The organism is Streptomyces sp. NBC_01689, assembly GCF_036250675.1.
Taxonomy (GTDB): domain Bacteria; phylum Actinomycetota; class Actinomycetes; order Streptomycetales; family Streptomycetaceae; genus Streptomyces.
In genome coordinates, this window is the sequence record NZ_CP109592.1 from 5223490 (window position 1) to 5241590 (window position 18101).

The following is an 18101-nucleotide window of genomic DNA, read 5'->3' on the forward strand; positions in this document are numbered from 1 at the left end:
GTTCCAGGGACGGCCGCCCCGGTGCGCGGGACGGCCGTTCCGCGCTACCCGGGGGACTGGTCGCGTCCGCGCTTCCTCGGGGTGACCACGGGGGAGGCCAGGGGCGAGGGCCGGGACGAGGTGTACCGGCCCTCGTCCGGGGCGGGCGGCCGGGTGGCGTCCGGGTTCGGCTTCTGCGCATCGCGTGCGGCTTCCGCGCGCAGCAGGGCGTGCAGGATCGCGTACGGATCGTGGGGCATGGCTGTGTCCTTGCGTTCGCTGGTACCTGGTCCGTCGGTCGACCGGGTCCGTCAGCAGCGCAGGACCACCGAGCGCGAGGTGTCCTGGGCGGGTCGGGGCGAAGCCGCCGCGGGGCGGGGCCGGGACGCGGGGTCCGGGCGGCCGGGTGCGGCGAGGGGGGTGGGGCGCGGGCGGGTGAGGTGGCCGTGCGCGGGGCGGCCGGGCGGCCGGAGGGCCGTGTCGAGCACGTCGTGCTCGGCGCCGTGGCCCGGGGCGTCGGCGACCGCCGTGGGGGCCGCGGCGGTGAGTGCCCCGGCCTGCGCGCCCGCGGCGAGGAACGCGACGAGGAGCAGGGCCAGCAACCGCATCCACGCGTGCCGGTACCGGTGCCGCGGGTGCGGCCGGTGGCACGGCGGGGCGGGACTCATGTCAGGTCATGTCCCCTCGGCGGGAGGGAGGTTCATCAGGTGGCGGGGAGATCCGCCCTCATGGCGTACGGATGAGGCGTCGGGTTGACGGTGGGGGTGGTTCGGGTGCCTCGGCCGTGCGTCACGTCCCATGTTTGGGGGGTGGGAGGTGGTGCGCCAGCGGGGGTGGCCCACACGGGACCCCTGCCGGGGGTTCGGAGGGAGTCGACGCTCGGCCCCGCGGTCCCGTCCCTGGGGCTCCGCCCCCGGACCCCCGCCAGGGGCGCTGCGCCCCCTGGACCCCCGCATCGCCCGAAGGGCTCGTCCTCACGCGCCGGACGGGCTGTAGATGCGCGCCTGGGTTGATCGGGTCCCGGGCCATCGCCCGAAGGGCTCGTCCTCAAGCGCCGGACGGACTGTAGATGCGCGCCTGGGTTGATCGGGTCCCGGGCCATCGCCCGAAGGGCTCGTCCTCAAGCGCCGGACGGGCTGGGGATGCGGGCCGATGCCGGATGGTTCCGGTTTGGCCGCCAGCCACTGCCGTCCGACCGTCAGCCTCTGCCGGCCGTCCTGCGCGGGCCCGCACTCTCAGCCCGTCCGGCGTTTGAGGACGAGGCCGTTCAGGCCGAACGGGGGTCTGGGGGCGGAGCCCCCAGGGACAGGGCGCCCACGCCGGCCAAGGGGGTCCCCGCCGGGGGCGGAGCCCCCAGGGACCTGGTCACCTGCCGGCGGCCTTGAGTTCCTGTTTGTGGGCCCGGACCTTCGCCAGGGACTCCGGGCCCGTGATGTCGGCGACCGAGCGGAACGCCTTCGGCTCGCCGTAGGCGCCCGCGGCCTCGCGCCAGCCCTTGGGGCGGACGCCGAGCTGCTTGCCGAGGAGGGCCAGGAAGATCTGGGCCTTCTGGGCGCCGAAGCCGGGCAGCTCGTGGAGGCGGCGGAGGAGCTCCGCGCCGGTGCCGGCGTCGTTCCAGACGGCGGCGGCGTCTCCGTCGTACTGCTCCACGAGGTACTGGCACAGCTGCTGGATCCGGTTGGCCATCGAGCCGGGGTAGCGGTGCACGGCGGGTTTCGCCGAGAGCAGCGCGGTGAACTTCTCCGGGTCGTACGCCGCGATCTCGTGGGCGTCCAGGTCGTCGGTGCCGAGGCGCCCGGCGATGGTGAGGGGCCCCTTGAACGCCCACTCCATCGGCACCTGCTGGTCGAGCAGCATGCCGATGAGGGCGGCGAGCGGGCTGCGGCCGAGGAGTTCGTCGGCGTCGGGATCCTGGGCGATGTGAAGACTGATGTCCATGCGTCGATGATCCGGCGCGGACGGCGCCGCCGCCTCCTCGCACGCGGCGCGGATCAGGTCGTACGCCAGTAGCCCATGGCGTTGACGCGCTGCTTCGGCAGGGCGAGTTCCCTGCGGACCCAGGCCGTCAGGGAGCGGGTCGTCGCGGTGTCGCAGGCGATCCAGACGTACGGGTCCGGCTCGCCCTCCAGGAGGCCGGGGAGGTCCGTCCTGACCTCGGCGACGAGGTGGGCGCCCTGGTCGCGGCGGGGCACCGGGCGGACGGTGTGGCGGGAGGGAACCGTGCGGAAGGGGAGCCCGTCCACGCCGTGGTCCGTCTCGAACCAGATCGTCGCGGGGGCCTGCCCGATCGCGTCCAGCAGGGAGTTGAGGGCGGGCAGCGAGGCCGGGTCGGCGACCGCGAAGACATGGGAGGGGGCGGGGTCCGGGTCCGTGAACGCGGTGCCCTGGACCGTCGCCTCGATGGTGTCCCCGGGGCGGGCCGCCCGTGCCCAGTCCGAGGCGCGGCCCTCGTGCAGGGCGAACTCCAGACCGAAGGTGCCGGCCGCCGGATCGGGATCGACCAGGGTGTACGCCCGCTGGTGCGGCTTCCCCGCGTTGTCGAACCACAGCCGGACCCACAGCGTGGGGTGGACCCCGGTCGCCGCGAGCATGCCGCCGTCCGTGAAGCGCAGCCGCCGGTAGTGCGGAGTGACGTCCTCGGCTCCGGTCACGGTGAACGTGAAGTCCTTGCCGCGCAGCAGCTTGAGCACCGCGCCCTCCCAGCCGTGCCCCTGGCCCATCCTGTCTCCACCCCTCGCGTACGATCTCGCCCAACTGAAGTTAGGTTAGCCTAACCTGATAAAAGTGGGGATGGACCCGTGACCGCCGAGCTCTACCGTGACCCCTGGGGTATCCCCCACCTGCGCGCCGGGAGCGCGCTCGAACTCGCCCACGCCCAGGGCCGTACCACCGCCGTCGACCGCGCCTGGCAGCTGGAGGTCGAACGGCACCGCTCGCGCGGCACCTCCGCCGCGTTCCTCGGCGCCGGGGAGGCCTCCTGGGACGTGTTCGCCCGCCGGGCCCGGCTCGACGACACCGCGAGACGCTGCTTCACCACCCTGGAGAGGCGGGACCCGGAGACCGCCGCGTGGGTCGTCCGCTACGTGGACGGGGTCAACGAGGGACTCCCCGAAGGCGCCCGCCGCACCCCGGAGTTCGCCCGGACCGGGCTCGTGCCCGGCCGCTGGGAGCCCTGGACCCCGCTCGGCGTCTGGCTGGCCACCCACATCCTGTTCGCCGGATTCCCCGCCAAGCTCTGGCGCGAGGAGGTCGTCCGGCGGCTCGGCGCCGAGGCCGTGGGGCTCTTCGCCACCGACGGCCCCGGCACCTCCGGCAGCAACGGCTGGCTCGTCACCGGGGAACGGACCGCCACCGGGCGGCCGGTGATCGCGGGCGACCCCCACCGCTTCATCGAGGAACCCGGCGTCTACCAGCAGATCCACCTCTCCTGCCCCGAGTTCGACGTCGTCGGCCTCGCCGTCCCCGGCGTCCCGGGCATCGCGCACTTCGCCCACACGGGCACGGTCGCATGGGCCATCACCAACGCCATGGCCGACTACCAGGACCTGTACCGGGAACGGCTGCGCCGGACCGGGAACGGCGGCCAGGACCTGGAGGCACTCGATCCGGACGGCCGGTGGCGGGCGGTGACCCGGCACCTGGAGACGGTCGAGGTCGCGGGCGGCGCACCGGTCGAGGTCGAGGTGATCGAGACCGCGCGCGGACCGGTCGTCATCGGGGGGAGCGACGCGGACCAGGCGAGCGGGGAGGACCAAGGGAGCGGGGAGGACCAGGAGAGCCGGGAGGGTCACGGCGCGGTCCCGGAGGGTCCGGAGGGCGCCGACGGCCGCGGAGCCGTCGGGCCCGTCAGCCTCCGCTATCCGCCCCGCGTCACCGGGGATCTCGGCTTCAGCGCCCTGCTCCCGCTGCTGCGGGCCCGCGAAGTGGCCGACGTGGACCGGGCGTTCGACCTCTGGGCCGAGCCCGTCAACGTCGTCCAGGCCGCCGACACCGCGGGCGGGGTGCTGCACCGGGTCGCCGGCCGGGTCCCGGTCCGCGGCCGGGACAACCGCACCCGGATCGTCGCCGCCTGGGAGCCCGGACACGAGTGGCGGGGCTGGCACGAGACGCCGTACGGGACCGTCGAGGACGGCATCGCCGTGATGGCCAACCAGCGCGGACCCGCGACCCCGCTCGGCGTCGAGTTCGCCCCGCCGCACCGCGCCGCGCGCATCCGCGAACTGCTCACCTCCCGGACCGCCTGGCCGGCCCCCGACATGGCGGCCGTCCACATGGATACTCATCTCGCCTCCGCCGCCCCGCTGTTGGACCACCTCGCCGCCCTCGACGGGCTCACCCCGCGGGCGGCGGCCCTGCGTGACCGGCTGCTGCTGTGGGACCGCCGGATGGAGGCCGACAGCACCGGAGCGGCGGCGTACGCGGCGGTCCGCACCGGAGTCGTACGACGGCTCGCCGCCCACCCCGTCCTCGCCGTACTGGCCGACCCGCCCGCGTACCCCGAGGTGCTGCGCCCCTGGCTCGCCCTGCTCCCCCGCGTCGGCTTCGCCCTCGAAAACCTGCTCAGGGCCGAGGAGTTGTACGGCATCGACCGTGCCGACCTGGTGCGTGCCGCGGTCGAGGAGGCGGCCGCGCGGCCGCTCGGGGTCTGGGGTGACAGCCACCGCCTCGCCCCCTGGCGGGCACTGACCGGCGACGCGTACGAGGAACCGGGGCTCGCCGGCGACCACGACTGCGTGCTCTGCACCTCGGCCGTCCCCGGCGTCGGCGACCTGAGCGCACGCGGCCCGGCCGCCCGCTACGTCTGGGACCTCGCCGACCGTGACAACAGTCTCTGGGTGGTGCCGTTCGGCGCCTCCGGGGTCCCCGGCTCGGCCCACCACCGCGACCAGCTGCCCCTGTGGCTGCGGGGGGAACTGGTCCCCGTCAGCACCGACTGGAACCGACTGACCCGGGAACCGTCACCGGTCCCGCACGACACCCCGGCAGCCGTCCGGGACCACGAGGAGAACCATGACCACTGAGACCTACGCCCCCGCCCGCGAGGCCGTCCACGAACAGGAGGTCGAGGGCTTCGGCACCGTCCGTGTCCTGCCCGTCGACCCCCGCGCCGACCTGGACGTCATCCACCGGTGGGTGACCGAGGACCGCGCCGGCTTCTGGGGCATGACCGGGTTGACCCGGGAACAGGTCCTGGAGACCTACCTCCATCTCGACTTGCTCGACACGCACCACGCCTTCCTCGCGGTCAAGGACGGTGAGCCCGCCGCGCTCTTCCAGACCTACGAGCCCGAGGCCGACCGGGTCGGCGAGTGCTACGAGGTCGAGCCCGGAGACATCGGGGTCCACCTGCTGATCGGCCCCGCCGGGGCGGACGGCGCCCGGCCGGGCTGGTCCGCGCGACTGCTGACCGCCTTCACCACCTACGTGCTGATCGGCCTCGACCGGCGGCGGGTCGTGGTCGAACCCGACGCACGCAACACGAAGGCCATCTCCCGCCTGGTCCGGCAGGGCTTCGAACCGGGTCCCGAGATCGTGCTTCCCGAAATCGACCTTCCCGGGGTCTACTTGCCCGAGAAGCGCGCCCGGCTCGCCTTCCTGGGCCGGGAGACGGCGTTCGGCGCGGACGCGCCCGGCACCCCGGCCGGACCGGGCGCTTCGCCGGTGGAGTGAGCACGGCGCCGGATTCGTCCGTACGTATCCGTGACTCGGGAAACACGGAGACGGGAACGGCGCGTGAGCGGACGAGGACGGCGGGAGCGACGGCGCGTGGCCAGAGGCCTGGCCCTGCTGGGCACGGTGCTGGTTCTGGTCCTCTTCGGCGGGGTGGGCGGCGCGTCCGCCCACGCGGCGCTGACCGGTGCCGATCCCCAGGACGGCAGCGTGCTGAAGACGGCACCCCGCCAGGTGACCCTCACGTTCACCGAGTCGATCGGCCTTCTCGACGACTCCTTCCGGGTGCTCGACCCCGGCAACCGGCGCGTCCGCACCGGCGAGCCGGGGCACGCGGACGGACGGTCCGACACCGCCCGGGTGACCCTGCCCGAGGGGCTCGGCACCGGCACCTTCACGGTGGCCTGGCGGGTCGTCTCGGCCGACAGCCACCCGGTCTCCGGCGCCTTCACCTTCTCCATCGGCAAGCCCTCCGCGAGCGTCGCGCCGATCCCCGTCGACCCCGCCGGGAACACCCTCTCCACCACGCTCTACGACATCGCGCGCTATGTCGCGTACGGCGGTCTGGCCCTGCTCATCGGGACGGCGTCCTTCGTCCTGGTCTGCGGATTCCCGGGCCCGGTGCGGCGGCTGCTCCTGGCGGGCTGGTCGACGCTCTTCGTGTCGACCTTCGCGCTCCTCCTGCTGCGGGGCCCCTACGAACGCGGCACCGGCCTCGCCGACGCCATGGACCCGGGGGTCCTCAACGAGACGCTGGCCGGCCGGCCGGGGCTCGTCCTGCTGGCCCGGCTCGTGCTGCTGGCCGCGGTGGCCTTCTACCCGGTGCGCGCGGACCGGCGGGAGCGCCCGGTCCTCGCCCTCGGCGCGCTGCTCACCGTCTCCCTCGCCGTCACCTGGGCCGCCGCCGAGCACGCGTCCGCCGGTATCCAGGTGCCCGTGGCGATGGCGTCCTCCGTCCTGCACCTGCTGTCCATGGCGGTCTGGCTGGGCGGACTCGGCGCCCTGCTGACCGCGCTGTACCGGTCGGCCGAACCGCTCCCCGCGGCCGTCGTCAACCGCTTCTCCCGGCTCGCCCTCGGCTCTGTCGCCGTCCTGGTCGTCACCGGCGTCTACCAGTCCTGGCGTGGCCTCGGCTCCTGGGACGCCCTCACCTCGACCTCGTACGGCCGCCTTCTCGTCGTCAAGCTGCTCGCCGTGCTGTGTCTGCTGGCGGGGGCGGCCTGTTCGCGACGCTGGGCGGGGCGGCTGATGGTGGCGGCGCAGGAGCGCGTCGAGGCCGCGGCGGCGACGGTGGCGGTGCCCGAGCGCGTACCGCAGACCGTAGGGGCGCCGGCGGCCGGGCCCGCGGGCCGGGGCGAGGTGCCGGCCGTCGTGGGCCGGGGCGGGACCGTGTCCGAGGCCGTGCCCGAGGCCGAGGCCGGGTCCGGGTCCGGCGCCTCGGCCGACGCGGGTGACGGCCCCGGGGAGGCTCCGAACCCCGGCACAGGAACAGGCACGGGCACCGACGCGGGGACGGACCCCGGCACGGCTCCGGACTCGCCCCCCGCCGACTCCTCCACCGAATCCCCGGCCGATTCCTCCACCGAATCCCCCTCCGATTCCTCCGACGAGAGCGCGCGCTACCGGCGCGCCCTGCGGGGCTCGGTCCTGGCCGAGATCACCGTCGGCATCCTCGTGCTGGTGATCACCACCCTGCTCACCGGGACCCAGCCGGGCCGGGCCGCCACCGAGACCGCCGAGGCCTCGGCGGCGGCGGCCGCCAGCGAGCAGACGGGGACCACGACGGTCGTCCCGTTCGACGTGGGCACACCGGGCGGCCGCGGCAAGGTGCAGATCGAACTGGCGCCGGGCCGGGTGGGCGAGAACTCCGTGCAGGCCGTGATCTTCGGCCCCGACGGGGGGATCTCGACCGTGCCCGAACTCCGCCTCACCTTCACCCTGGAGTCGCAGCGGATCGGCCCGATCGACGCGGAACTCTCGGACCGGGGCGGCTACTGGGCGGCCGACGACGTCACCCTCCCGGTGGCCGGCATCTGGACGATGAAGGCGACGGTCCGCACCACCGACATCGACCAGGTCACCGTCTCGAAGACCGTGCGGATCGGCTGAGGACCGGCTGACCCGCCGGTCCCCCGCGGTGCGCCGCCGCCGTCCCCGTGGGCGGCGCGCCGTGTCTCCCTCGGTCCGGGGGACCCGCCGTCGTGCGCGGTGGTCAGCGCGCGGTGGCCAGGGGACCGCGCGGGCGGGCGATCCGTACCGGGGTGTGCGCAGCGGGCGCGGAGCCGGGGATGACCCCCTCGACGCGGCCCACGTGCTCGAACGCCGCCAGGACCCGCTCCAGTTGGTCGTCGGTGTGCGCGGCGGTGAGGGTGACCCGCAGCACCTCACGGCCGGCCCTGACGACCGGGTGGACCATGGGCGCGGCGAACACCCCGGCGTCGAACAGCCGCCGCCACACGCGCAGACACCGCTCACGGCCGCTCACCAGCACCGGTACCACGGGGGTGACGGACGCCCCGGTGTCGAAGCCGAGTGCGCGCAGACCGTTGTGCAGCCGCTCGGCCAGGTCCAGGACCCGTACGCGCCGCTCCGGTTCGGCGCGCAGGATGCGCAGCGAGGCCAGCGCGGCGGCGACGTTGGCCGGTGAGGCCGCCGCGGTGAACAGCGCCGCCCGCGCGTGGAACCGCAGATAGCGGATCACGTCGGCCGGCCCCGCGATGACCCCGCCGACCGAGGCCAGGCTCTTGGACAGGGCGCCGGTGACGAGGTCCGGGCGGAGCCCGAAGTGCTCTCCGGCGCCCGCTCCGGTCGGGCCGAGCACCCCGAGGTCGTGCGAACTGTCGACGACGACCCGCGCCCCGTGCGCGTCCGCCAGCTTCATGAGGCCGGGGAGGTCGCAGACGTCCCCGTCCACCGAGAAGACCCCGTCCGTGAGGATCAGCTTTCCGCCGGTGTTTTCGGTTCCGCTTCCGTCGGCGACGACGAGCAATTCCTCCAGGTGACCGAGGTCGCCGTGCAGGAATTTGCGTTCCTTCGCCCGGCCGAGGCGGACGGCATCTTCCAGGGAAACGTGATTGGAAAAGTCGCTGAATACCATGTCGCCGTCCCCGAGGAGGGGGGCCAGCATCAAATTCGCCTGATATCCGGAAGGGAGTACGACGGCCGCCTCGTGGCCCAGGAACGCGGCCAGTCCGCGCTCCAGTTCCTCGTGCAGCTCCAGCGAGCCGCTCACCGCCCGGGAGCCGCCCAGTGAGGTGCCGAAGCGCCGTACCGCGGCGACGGCGGCCTCCCGCACCCGGGGCTCGGCGGAGAGCCCCAGATAGTCGTGGGAGGCCGCGACGATCACCCGGCGGCCCTGGAAATCGGCCTCCGTTCCGTCGAACGTATCGCCGACCGCCCGGAAGTAACAGTCCCGTCCCGTCACCAGCAGATGCTCCGCGGTCCATGGCCGGCACTTTTGCAGAATATCCATGACTGCGTTCACCCGTCGCTCGCCTGTTGCATTAATTTTCCCGAATAATTCGGCTCTCCCGGAGATGGTACTTTGAGGTGTCTGCCTTGCTATCCATGCGACGGAGAAATCGTGTCATACGAAGAACTCAAGAATGTTCTTGTTTCTCTCGGGCTGTCCGAGGATGACATCAGCCCGGACGCCACGCGCGAGGAAGCGGGCCTGGACTCCATCGCCGTCGTCGAACTGGCGCTGGTGCTGCGCCGGGAGAAAGGGGTGACGGTGACGGAGGAGGAGATCGGCGCCACGCACACCGTCGCGGACGTGGCCGCCCTCGTCGGAGCGAGGTGACCTTCCGCATGACCGGTCGCGTGGACGTACGCGTCACGGGCCTCGGACTGGTGACCCCGGCCGGGGACGGCTGGGCCGCCGGCTGGGAGCGGGTCTGCAAGGGACTGCCGACCGCCGTACTGGTGGAGGAGCGGGAGACGGTCCCGCCGCACCTGGCCTGCCGGGTGGGCGGCTTCGACCCGGCCCGGCTGGGCGGGGCCCGGGCCCGCAGGCCGGACCGCTGCGCCCAGCTGGCCCTGCTCGCCGCGCGGGAGGCGCTGGCCGACGCCCGCCTGGACCCGGCGCACTGGGACGGCGCGCGGGTCGCGGTGGTCGTGGGATCCGGTACCGGCGGCGCCCGGACCCTGGAGTCCGAGCACCGCGCGCTGCTGGCGGGCGGCCCGCAGGACATGTCGCCCTACGCGGTGCCCGCCGCGCTGGGCAACTCCCTGGCCGCCCAGCTGACCATCGAGTTCGCCGCCTCGGGCGCCAGTTGCACGGTCAACACCGCCTGCGCCTCCGGGGCGACCGCCCTCGGCACGGCGCGGGACCTGCTGGCCCTGGACCGCTGCGACATCGCGCTGGCCGGTGGCGCCGACGCCGCCATCACACCGTTCTACGTCGGCGGGTTCGACCGGATCGGCGCGCTCTCCCACCGCTTCGACGACCCCACGGGAGCGCCGCGCGCCTTCGACCGGTGGCGGGACGGCTTCGTCATCGGCGAGGGCGCCGGGATGCTGGTCCTGGAGCGGGCCGCCGACGCCCGGGCCCGCGGGGCGCGCTCCCGGGCCCGGATCAGCGGTTTCGGAGCCTCCTCGGACGCGCACCACGTGGTGCGGCCGCACCCGGACGGCACCGGTCTCGGCGCGGCCGTCCGGCAGGCCCTCGCGGAGTCCGGCGCGAGCGCGCGGGACGTGACCCATGTCAACGCCCACGGCACCGGGACACCGGCCGGCGACCTGGCGGAGGCCGCGGTACTGGCGGGGCTCTTCCCGCACCGCCCGCCGGTGACGTCCACGAAGCCGGTGACCGGGCATCTGCTTGGAGCGGCGGGCGCGGTGGAGGCGGCCTTCACCGTCCTCGCCGTCGAGCAGGGGCTCGTTCCGCCGACCGCCAACCTGGCGGAGGCCGACCCGGCGATCGACCTCGACATCCCGGTCGAGAGCCGCCCCGGCGGGCTAGGGCTGGCGCTCTCGCTGTCCATGGGCTTCGGCGGGCAGAACGCCGTCCTGGCCGTCACCCCCGGCTGACTCCGGCCCGCCGGCCGGCGGCTCCCCGGTCCCGTACGACGGCTGCGGCGCCCCGTACGAGGTGACGGTGAAGTCGTCGGCCAGCGGGGGCAGGGCGGCGATCCGGTGCGGGAGATGCCCGAGCAGCCCGGCCAGCACCCGGTAGCGGACGCTCGGCACGCAGACGACCGGCGGGCGGCGCCGGAGGATGGCCCGCACCGCCCGCTCGGCGACGTACGGCGATCCGAGGGTGAGCGACGGAGGGGACGGCGGGATACCGGCCCGCTCGTGGAACTCCGAGACGGTGTGCCCGAGGACCAGGGCCGTCAGCGCCACCGGCGAGCGGCGGACGCGGCGGGTGCGGGCCAGCGACTCGGTCAGCGCCAGGGCGTAGGCCTTGGAGGCCCCGTACGAGGTGCCCAGCCAGACCGGCGCGGTGGCGGCCACCGAGGAGACGTTCAGGATGCGCCCGCGGCCCCGGCCGAGCATGCCGGGCAGCGCCGCGTGGACGAGCCGGGAGGGGGCGACGACGTTGAGGGCCAGCATCCGCCGCTCCTCCTCCCACGCCGTGCGCTCGAAGGAGAGACCGAGCCCCGCACCGGCGTTGTTGACGAGGACGTCGGCCTCGCACGCGAGCGCGGCGGCCGCCTCCAGACCGGCCTCGGTGCTCAGGTCGGCGGTCAGCGGCCGGGCGGTGATCCCGTACTCGGTCTCCAGGGCGGCCGCGAGCCGGCCCAGAGGCCCGGCGCTCCGGGCCACCAGGACGAGGTCGTGGCCGCGGGCGGCGAGGGCGCGGGCGATGTCGGCGCCGATGCCGTAACTGGCGCCCGTGACCAGGGCCGTGGAGCCGGCCCCACCGGTCGTGCTCATGAGTTCTCCCCCGGACGGGACGCGTGCGTGTCCCTGTGCTCGACGTGATGTGCGTGCTCTACGTGGCTTTCGCGGCTTTCGTGACTGAAGTGATCAGCGGGACCGGTGGGACCGGCCGGACTGACGGGATCGGCCGGACTGACGGGATCGTGCGGACTGACGGGATCGTGCGGACCGCGTGGACCGACGGTGACCTCACGCCACAGCCGCTCGACGGCTCCGGCCCACAGGGCGGCGAGATCACCGGCGTCGTCCAGCGCCCGGTCGACGGTGAAGCTCACCCGGACGCGCCCCTGGTAGGAGAGGAACGACACCGCGAAGTGGTGGTCGCCGTGCAGGAACAGCGTGGGCACCACGCCTTCGACCGGATCCGCCCCGAGCGCCAGCCGGCGGGGAACCCGCAGCAGCCCGGAGGTGTCCACCGCGCTGCTCGCGGCGCAGGACTGCCGTACGAAGCGGTAGACGAGCCACTCCGGCAGGCACTCCAACTGCGCCCGCAGCACCCGCCGCATCCCCTCGGTCCGCACCCGGCGGGTCGCGCGGGCCACGGCGACCACCCGGTCGGTGGGGGACGCCGCCCAGTAGGACAGTGGTACGCGCACGGCGGAGACCCTGTTGCCCACCGCGAACCGCTCCTCCGGCGGGCGGAGACTGACCGGCAGCGCCACGTGCAGTTCGCGGCCGCGCCCGGGGCGGGCCCGCCACTCCGCGGGCACCCACTCCCGTACCGCCTCCGCCAGCGCGGCCAGGCAGACGTCGTTGGGCGTGGCCCCGAGGGCCCCGGCGACGTCCCGGGGCCAGGACGCGGGCACGGCCGCGGACAGCAGCCGCGTCCGGCCGGTCAGGGGGCGGTGCGGTGTCCAGGTCAGGGTGGACCGCAGACCGCGAACGGTGTCGGCCGCGTTCCGCGCGACGGCCCGCGCCGGGATGTTCCGCACCCGGGCGAGCGGGTTGAACCCGCCGGTGCCCCGGCCGCCGGGCGCCTCGGCGACGGGCGTGCGCGGAGGAACGGCGGGGCCCACCCCGAAGAGCGCCGTCAGCGCGTCCAGCACCGCCTGCCCGTCCTGGGCGGCGTGGTGCGCACGGTAGAACAGCGCGTACCGGTCGGGGGAGTGGCCGTGGAGGAGCCAGACGCCCCAGCGCGGCGCGCCGGCGTCGATCGGCTCGCCGAGCAGCGCGTCCACGGCCCGGTCGAGCGAGGCCGGGCCGTCGTCCACGCGGACTTCGTGGACATGACGGCGCGGGTCGAAGCCGGGGTCGAGCTCCCAGACCGTCCGGCCGCCCCGCAGGCCGACCCGGCAGGCGAGGCTCGGCATCCGGGCCACCCGCTCGGCGATCTGCGCACGCACCGGGTCGGGACCCGGGCAGGAGCCGGTCACCTCCAGGACCGCTCCGACGTACGGCCGGAAGCCGGGCTCGTCCCGCTCGTAGCTGAGGAAGCAGCCGTCCACCGCGCTGGGGCGGGGAACCGTCGTGGTCACGGGCACCGCAGGAGACGGACCGGTCATCGTCATGGGGCTTCCCTGGCGCGGGTGGGCTGCGGGCAGAGTCGCTAACAGGACGCGCGGCGGAAAGGTCACGGCGTGCCCCGCGGAGAACCGGCGGTCCCGGTCCGCCGCGGGCCGGCGGCGCGAGGTGCCGGCTCAGCGGCGGCGGGGCCGGTCGGCGCCGCCGGTGGGCCGGTCGGCGCAGTCCGGGAGGCCGGTGTCCGCGCGGCGCGCGAGCGGCAGGAAGAGGACGGGCCGCGCGGTCCAGGTGAGCCGGGTCGTCGCGTTGTCGACCGACACCGAACAGGGTTCCGAGCGCAGCAGTGCCTGTCTCATCTCGATACGGCCGTCGTACAGCCAGTCCCAGGCCTCGTCCGCCGCGGCCGGGCCGAGCGCCGGTGTGATGGTGCGCAGGGCGATGGAAGAACCCCAGGCGCGCCCTCTACGGGCCGGCACCCGGGTGCGCTGCCCCGTCCGTCCCGGAGTCTGAGCGCCCCCGCCGGAGGCTTGTTCTGAGGTGCGGGTTCGATCGCCGCGATGGAGAGGCGAACGGCCCCTGTCGAGATCATCGCGCGCGTGGGTGGCCGAGACGGACAACGTCGAAGGGCCCCACCTCGCGGTGGGGCCCTTCGAGTCGTGCCCGGTGAGGCACTGGCGGAGGATACGAGATTCGAACTCGTGAGGGGTTGCCCCCAACACGCTTTCCAAGCGTGCGCCCTAGGCCTCTAGGCGAATCCTCCGCGGCAAACAATACAAGACGTTGAGGAGTGCTCGCGAACCCGTTCCCCCGGCTCGGATCGGGTTGGTTCCGCCCCTCGGATCGGGGTTCGTTCCGCCCGCTCGGATCGGGTACTGTGAGCGCAGCCCCTCACGTGGCGCTATCTGACTGAACTCCCCCAGGGCCGGAAGGCAGCAAGGGTAGGTCGGCTCTGGCGGGTGCGTGGGGGGCGCTTGCGTCCGCCGGGGATGTGAGGGAGAGCCGTCCCCGTCGCCGTGCGCTGTTCTCGCGGGCGGTCCTTGTTGTCAGTGGGCGCCTATAACCTCGTAGATGTGTCGTCTCTCGCGCTGTACCGCCGCTATCGCCCGGAGTCGTTCGCCGAGGTCATCGGGCAGGAGCATGTAACGGACCCGCTGCAGCAGGCGCTGCGGAACAACCGGGTCAATCACGCGTACCTGTTCAGCGGTCCGCGCGGGTGCGGGAAGACCACCAGCGCGCGCATCCTGGCGCGCTGTCTGAACTGCGAGAAGGGGCCCACGCCGACGCCCTGCGGAGAGTGCCAGTCCTGCCAGGACCTCGCGCGGGGCGGCCCGGGATCGATCGACGTCATCGAGATCGACGCCGCTTCCCACGGTGGTGTCGACGACGCCCGTGACCTGCGGGAGAAGGCGTTCTTCGGGCCCGCGAGCAGCCGGTACAAGATCTACATCATCGACGAGGCCCACATGGTCACGTCGGCGGGATTCAACGCGCTGCTGAAGGTCGTCGAGGAGCCCCCGGAGCACCTCAAGTTCATCTTCGCGACCACGGAGCCCGAGAAGGTCATCGGGACGATCCGGTCCCGTACGCACCACTACCCGTTCCGGCTGGTGCCCCCGGGCACCCTGCGCGAGTACCTCGGCGAGGTCTGCGGTCGCGAGGGCATCCCCGTCGAGGACGGGGTGCTGCCCCTGGTCGTACGGGCGGGCGCGGGATCCGTGCGTGACTCCATGTCCGTCATGGACCAGCTCCTCGCGGGAGCGGCCGACGCCGGTGTGACGTACGCCATGGCCACCTCGCTGCTGGGCTACACCGACGGGTCCCTGCTCGACTCGGTCGTCGAGGCGTTCGCCTCGGGGGACGGCGCCGCGGCCTTCGAGGTCGTGGACCGGGTGATCGAGGGGGGCAACGACCCGCGGCGCTTCGTCGCCGACCTGCTGGAGCGGCTGCGCGACCTGGTGATCCTGGCGGCCGTGCCCGACGCCGCGGAGAAGGGCCTCATCGACGCCCCGTCCGACGTGGTCGAGCGCATGCAGGCCCAGGCCGGGGTCTTCGGTGCCGCCGAGCTCAGCCGCGCCGCCGACCTGGTCAACGAGGGACTGACGGAGATGCGCGGCGCCACCTCGCCGCGGCTCCAGCTCGAACTCATCTGCGCGCGCGTGCTCCTGCCCGCCGCCTACGGGGACGAGCGGGCCCTCATGGCCCGGCTGGACCGCATCGAGCGCGGGGTGAACTTCTCCGCCGGTGGTGGCACCCCCGCCATGGGATACGTGCCCGGTCCCGAGGTGCACGGGATGGCCGCCGCACCCGCACCCGCACCCGCTCCGGCTCCCGGTTGCCCCGGAGTCCCGCCGGGCGGCGGCCCTGCGGCGGCCCGGGCCGCCGTACGGGCGCAGGGCCCCGGCGGCGCAGGGCAGGCGCCCGGGGGGTACGACACGGCCGGTGCCGGTGCTCCCGTGCAGGGTGCCGGGTCTCCGGTGCAGGGTGCGGGGGCTCCGGCCCCGGCCGCACCCGCCGCCGCGCCCCAGGCTCCCGCGCCCCAGGCTCCCGCGCCCCAGGCTCCCGTTCCTGCGGGTCCCGTTCCCACCGGCCCCGCTCCGGAGGCCGAGCCCGTCCGCGCTCCGGCTGCCGCCGCGGCCGCGCCCCCGTCGGGAGCCGCGCCCGGCGCGTGGCCCACCGCGACGGCCGCCGGCAGCGGCAGGCGGCCCGGCGGGTGGCCGACGGCGGCCCCCGCGGGCGGCGGACAGCCGCCGTCCGCGCCCGCCGCACCGCCGACGGCTGCGGCTCCCGCACCCCCCGGCACCCCGGCGGCACCCGCGGCCGCGCCGACGCAGGTGCCCGCGGCGGGCGGCCCCGACCCCCGCGCCCTGTGGCCGAACATCCTGGAGGCGGTCAAGAACCGCCGCCGCTTCACCTGGATCCTGCTCAGCCAGAACGCCCAGGTGACCGGCTACGACGGCACGACGCTGCAGATCGGCTTCGTGAACGCGGGCGCGCGGGACAACTTCGCCGGCAGCGGCAGCGAGGACGTGCTGAAGCAGGCGCTCGCCGAGCAGTTCAACATCCATTGGAAGATCGAGGCGATCGTCGACGCCTCCGGCGGCTCGGCGCCCCCGCCGATGACGGCACCCGGCGGCGGATACGGCGGTGGGGGTGGCGGCGGCGGTTACGGCGGTGGAGGTGGCGGCTACGGCGGCGCACCCGCCGCACCGCGCCCCTCGGCCCCGCAGCCGCAGGCCCCGGCCTCGCGCCCCGCCGCGCCGCAGGGACCGCAGGCGGGCCAGGCACCGGCCGCGCCCGCGTCCAGACCCAGCGGGCCTCCGGCCCCCGAGCCGCCCCCGGTCGCCCCCGAGGACGACATCCCGGAGGACGACGATCCCGACCTCGACGAGTCCGCCCTCTCGGGCCACGACCTGATCGTCCGCGAACTGGGCGCGACGGTGGTCGAGGAATTCTCGAACGAGTAGCCGGGTCGGTCGGGCCGGGGGGCCGCCCGGGTCTGCTCCGCAGAGGTTTGGTACCGGCTCCCGGACCGTTTGGACGATCCCACCAACTCCGCAGGCCCCCCGCTTCGGAAGCCCCCACTAACCCGCTCGGCCGCGACGGCTAGGCTGGCCCCGTGAAGGTCCTTGTCATCGGCGGCGGCGCCCGCGAACACGCCCTGTGCCGTTCCCTGTCCCTCGATCCCGCCGTCACCGCCCTGCACTGCGCCCCCGGGAACGCAGGCATCGCGGAGGTGGCCGAGCTGCGCGCGGTCGACGCCCTCGACGGCGCCGCGGTGGCCGCGCTGGCCACCGAACTCGGTGCCGAGCTGGTCGTCGTGGGCCCGGAGGCACCGCTCGTCGCCGGGGTCGCCGACGCCGTGCGCGCCGCGGGCATCCCCTGCTTCGGCCCCTCGGAGGAGGCCGCGCAACTGGAGGGCTCCAAGGCCTTCGCCAAGGACGTGATGGCACGGGCCGGGGTACCGACCGCCCGTTCGTACGTCTGCACGACCCCCGGCGAGGTCGACGAGGCGCTGGACGCCTTCGGTGCCCCGTACGTGGTGAAGGACGACGGGCTCGCGGCCGGCAAGGGCGTCGTGGTCACCGACGACCTCACGAAGGCCCGGGAGCACGCCAACGCCTGCGAACGCGTCGTCATCGAGGAGTTCCTCGACGGCCCCGAGGTCTCCCTCTTCGCGATCACCGACGGCGTCACGGTCGTCCCGCTGCAGCCCGCCCAGGACTTCAAGCGCGCGCTCGACGGCGACCAGGGCCCGAACACCGGTGGCATGGGAGCGTACTCGCCCCTCCCCTGGGCGGACCCCAAGCTGGTCGAGGAGGTCATGGAGACCGTCCTCCAGCCGACCGTCGACGAGCTGCGCCGCCGCGGCACCCCGTTCTCCGGGCTGCTCTACGCGGGCCTCGCGATCACGAGCCGCGGTGTGCGGGTGATCGAGTTCAACGCCCGCTTCGGCGACCCCGAGACGCAGGTGGTCCTCGCCCGGCTGAAGACCCCGCTGGCCGGTGTCCTGCTCGCCGCCGCCGAGGGCACCCTCGTCGACCTCCCCCCGCTGCGCTGGAGCGACGAGTCGGCGGTCACCGTGGTCGTGGCCTCGCACAACTATCCGGACACCCCGCGCACCGGCGACCCCATCACCGGGCTCGACGAGGTGGCCGCCCAGGACGCCCCGCACGCGTACGTCCTGCACGCCGGGACGAAGCGCGACGGCGACGCGGTCGTGAGCGCGGGCGGCCGCGTGCTGTCGGTCACGGCGACCGGCACCGGCCTCACCGAGGCGCGCGCCCGCGCCTACGCGGCCGTCGCCCGGATCGGCCTCGACGGTTCCCAGCACCGTACGGACATCGCCGCGAAGGCCGCGGCGGAAGCCTCGGCGGGGGCCACCACGACGGCGTAGGACCCGGTCCTCGACCAGCCCCCGGGCCCCGGATTCTGTACGGAATCCGGGGCCTGATCATTGCCCACGGTCATCCACCTTTCCCCAAAGCCATTCCATCGAGTGAGCGATGCCCCAACCGCCTGACGGGGACCGGGGCCCCAACTAGGGTGCGGCGAAAGCATTCCGGCACTTGGCCCACCGGCATTGCGATGTCGGTGGCGGGTGCCAC

At 74.5% G+C, this 18101-nt stretch carries 15 protein-coding genes, 1 tRNA gene and 1 other RNA gene; 8 read left to right on the forward strand and 9 right to left on the reverse strand.

Annotated elements, in window-relative coordinates:
• Window positions 1-44: 44 nt before the first annotated feature.
• The 4 genes from OG776_RS22210 to OG776_RS22225 all read right to left on the reverse strand — a co-directional run bounded on the left by OG776_RS22210 (window position 45) and on the right by OG776_RS22225 (window position 2699).
• Window positions 45-239 carry a hypothetical protein gene (locus OG776_RS22210; protein ID WP_148009179.1) on the reverse strand — a complete coding sequence of 65 codons (195 nt, stop codon included), beginning with the start codon at window positions 237-239 and terminating at the stop codon, window positions 45-47.
• A 51-nt stretch (window positions 240-290) separates the two neighbouring features.
• On the reverse strand, window positions 291-647 hold the full coding sequence (locus OG776_RS22215; protein WP_329322384.1) for a hypothetical protein: 357 nt from the start codon (window positions 645-647) through the stop codon (window positions 291-293).
• A 697-nt stretch (window positions 648-1344) separates the two neighbouring features.
• Window positions 1345-1917 carry an HhH-GPD-type base excision DNA repair protein gene (locus tag OG776_RS22220; protein ID WP_329322386.1) on the reverse strand — a complete coding sequence of 191 codons (573 nt, stop codon included), beginning with the start codon at window positions 1915-1917 and terminating at the stop codon, window positions 1345-1347.
• A gap of 53 nt (window positions 1918-1970) precedes the next feature.
• Window positions 1971-2699 (reverse strand): siderophore-interacting protein, encoded by a 729-nt coding sequence (locus OG776_RS22225; RefSeq protein ID WP_329322388.1) that lies wholly within the window; start codon window positions 2697-2699, stop codon window positions 1971-1973.
• Window positions 2700-2777: 78 nt separating this feature from the next.
• On the opposite strand from OG776_RS22225, the gene OG776_RS22230 reads away from it, so the two are divergent.
• The 3 genes from OG776_RS22230 (at window position 2778) to OG776_RS22240 (ending at window position 7758) form a co-directional block, all read left to right on the forward strand.
• Window positions 2778-5000 (forward strand): penicillin acylase family protein, encoded by a 2223-nt coding sequence (locus OG776_RS22230; protein WP_329322390.1) that lies wholly within the window; start codon window positions 2778-2780, stop codon window positions 4998-5000.
• Window positions 4990-5649, forward strand: a complete 660-nt coding sequence (locus OG776_RS22235; RefSeq protein ID WP_329322392.1) for a GNAT family N-acetyltransferase — start codon at window positions 4990-4992, stop codon at window positions 5647-5649. Before OG776_RS22230 ends, OG776_RS22235 begins: the two co-directional genes overlap by 11 nt.
• Before the next feature lie 96 nt (window positions 5650-5745).
• Window positions 5746-7758, forward strand: a complete 2013-nt coding sequence (locus OG776_RS22240; protein ID WP_329322394.1) for a copper resistance CopC/CopD family protein — start codon at window positions 5746-5748, stop codon at window positions 7756-7758.
• A 103-nt stretch (window positions 7759-7861) separates the two neighbouring features.
• Here the strand turns inward: OG776_RS22240 and OG776_RS22245 are convergent, their stop codons facing one another.
• Window positions 7862-9121: an aminotransferase class I/II-fold pyridoxal phosphate-dependent enzyme gene (locus tag OG776_RS22245; protein ID WP_329322396.1), complete on the reverse strand. Its 1260-nt coding sequence runs from the start codon at window positions 9119-9121 to the stop codon at window positions 7862-7864.
• A gap of 111 nt (window positions 9122-9232) precedes the next feature.
• Between OG776_RS22245 and OG776_RS22250 the strand changes: the two genes are divergently transcribed.
• Window positions 9233-9451 (forward strand): acyl carrier protein, encoded by a 219-nt coding sequence (locus OG776_RS22250; protein WP_148009172.1) that lies wholly within the window; start codon window positions 9233-9235, stop codon window positions 9449-9451.
• Window positions 9452-9459: 8 nt separating this feature from the next.
• The gene (locus OG776_RS22255) at window positions 9460-10680 is read left to right on the forward strand and encodes a beta-ketoacyl-[acyl-carrier-protein] synthase family protein (RefSeq protein ID WP_148009171.1); all 1221 of its coding nucleotides are present in this window, start codon (window positions 9460-9462) and stop codon (window positions 10678-10680) included.
• Here OG776_RS22255 and OG776_RS22260 read toward each other — a convergent pair.
• From OG776_RS22260 to OG776_RS22275, 4 genes are all read right to left on the reverse strand, one after another.
• Window positions 10609-11529 (reverse strand): SDR family NAD(P)-dependent oxidoreductase, encoded by a 921-nt coding sequence (locus OG776_RS22260; protein ID WP_329322399.1) that lies wholly within the window; start codon window positions 11527-11529, stop codon window positions 10609-10611. The genes OG776_RS22255 and OG776_RS22260 overlap by 72 nt on opposite strands.
• Complete coding sequence (locus OG776_RS22265) at window positions 11526-13043, reverse strand: wax ester/triacylglycerol synthase domain-containing protein (protein WP_329322401.1); 1518 nt, start codon at window positions 13041-13043, stop codon at window positions 11526-11528. The genes OG776_RS22260 and OG776_RS22265 overlap by 4 nt, the downstream gene beginning before the upstream one ends.
• Before the next feature lie 129 nt (window positions 13044-13172).
• Complete coding sequence (locus tag OG776_RS22270) at window positions 13173-13472, reverse strand: hypothetical protein (protein ID WP_187285607.1); 300 nt, start codon at window positions 13470-13472, stop codon at window positions 13173-13175.
• Window positions 13473-13668: 196 nt separating this feature from the next.
• A tRNA-Ser gene (locus OG776_RS22275) sits at window positions 13669-13756 on the reverse strand.
• A gap of 119 nt (window positions 13757-13875) precedes the next feature.
• Between OG776_RS22275 and ffs the strand changes: the two genes are divergently transcribed.
• The 3 genes from ffs (at window position 13876) to purD (ending at window position 17890) form a co-directional block, all read left to right on the forward strand.
• An RNA gene (ffs, locus tag OG776_RS22280) (signal recognition particle sRNA small type) lies at window positions 13876-13974 on the forward strand.
• A 92-nt stretch (window positions 13975-14066) separates the two neighbouring features.
• A complete protein-coding gene (locus tag OG776_RS22285) occupies window positions 14067-16460 on the forward strand; it encodes a DNA polymerase III subunit gamma and tau (RefSeq protein ID WP_329322403.1) in 2394 nt (797 codons plus the stop codon).
• A gap of 152 nt (window positions 16461-16612) precedes the next feature.
• Window positions 16613-17890 carry a phosphoribosylamine--glycine ligase gene (gene purD / locus OG776_RS22290; protein ID WP_148009168.1) on the forward strand — a complete coding sequence of 426 codons (1278 nt, stop codon included), beginning with the start codon at window positions 16613-16615 and terminating at the stop codon, window positions 17888-17890.
• The last annotated feature ends 211 nt before the right edge of the window (window positions 17891-18101 follow it).

Excerpts from the sequence above, each read along its gene's own strand:
- OG776_RS22210 (WP_148009179.1), bottom strand. The coding sequence starts at position 239 with ATGCCCCACGATCCGTACGCGATCCTGCACGCCCTGCTGCGCGCGGAA.
- OG776_RS22215 (WP_329322384.1), bottom strand. The coding sequence starts at position 647 with ATGAGTCCCGCCCCGCCGTGCCACCGGCCGCACCCGCGGCACCGGTAC.
- OG776_RS22220 (WP_329322386.1), bottom strand. The coding sequence starts at position 1,917 with ATGGACATCAGTCTTCACATCGCCCAGGATCCCGACGCCGACGAACTC.
- OG776_RS22225 (WP_329322388.1), bottom strand. The coding sequence starts at position 2,699 with ATGGGCCAGGGGCACGGCTGGGAGGGCGCGGTGCTCAAGCTGCTGCGC.
- OG776_RS22235 (WP_329322392.1), top strand. The coding sequence starts at position 4,990 with ATGACCACTGAGACCTACGCCCCCGCCCGCGAGGCCGTCCACGAACAG.
- OG776_RS22245 (WP_329322396.1), bottom strand. The coding sequence starts at position 9,121 with ATGGATATTCTGCAAAAGTGCCGGCCATGGACCGCGGAGCATCTGCTG.
- OG776_RS22255 (WP_148009171.1), top strand. The coding sequence starts at position 9,460 with ATGACCGGTCGCGTGGACGTACGCGTCACGGGCCTCGGACTGGTGACC.
- OG776_RS22260 (WP_329322399.1), bottom strand. The coding sequence starts at position 11,529 with ATGAGCACGACCGGTGGGGCCGGCTCCACGGCCCTGGTCACGGGCGCC.
- OG776_RS22265 (WP_329322401.1), bottom strand. The coding sequence starts at position 13,043 with ATGACGATGACCGGTCCGTCTCCTGCGGTGCCCGTGACCACGACGGTT.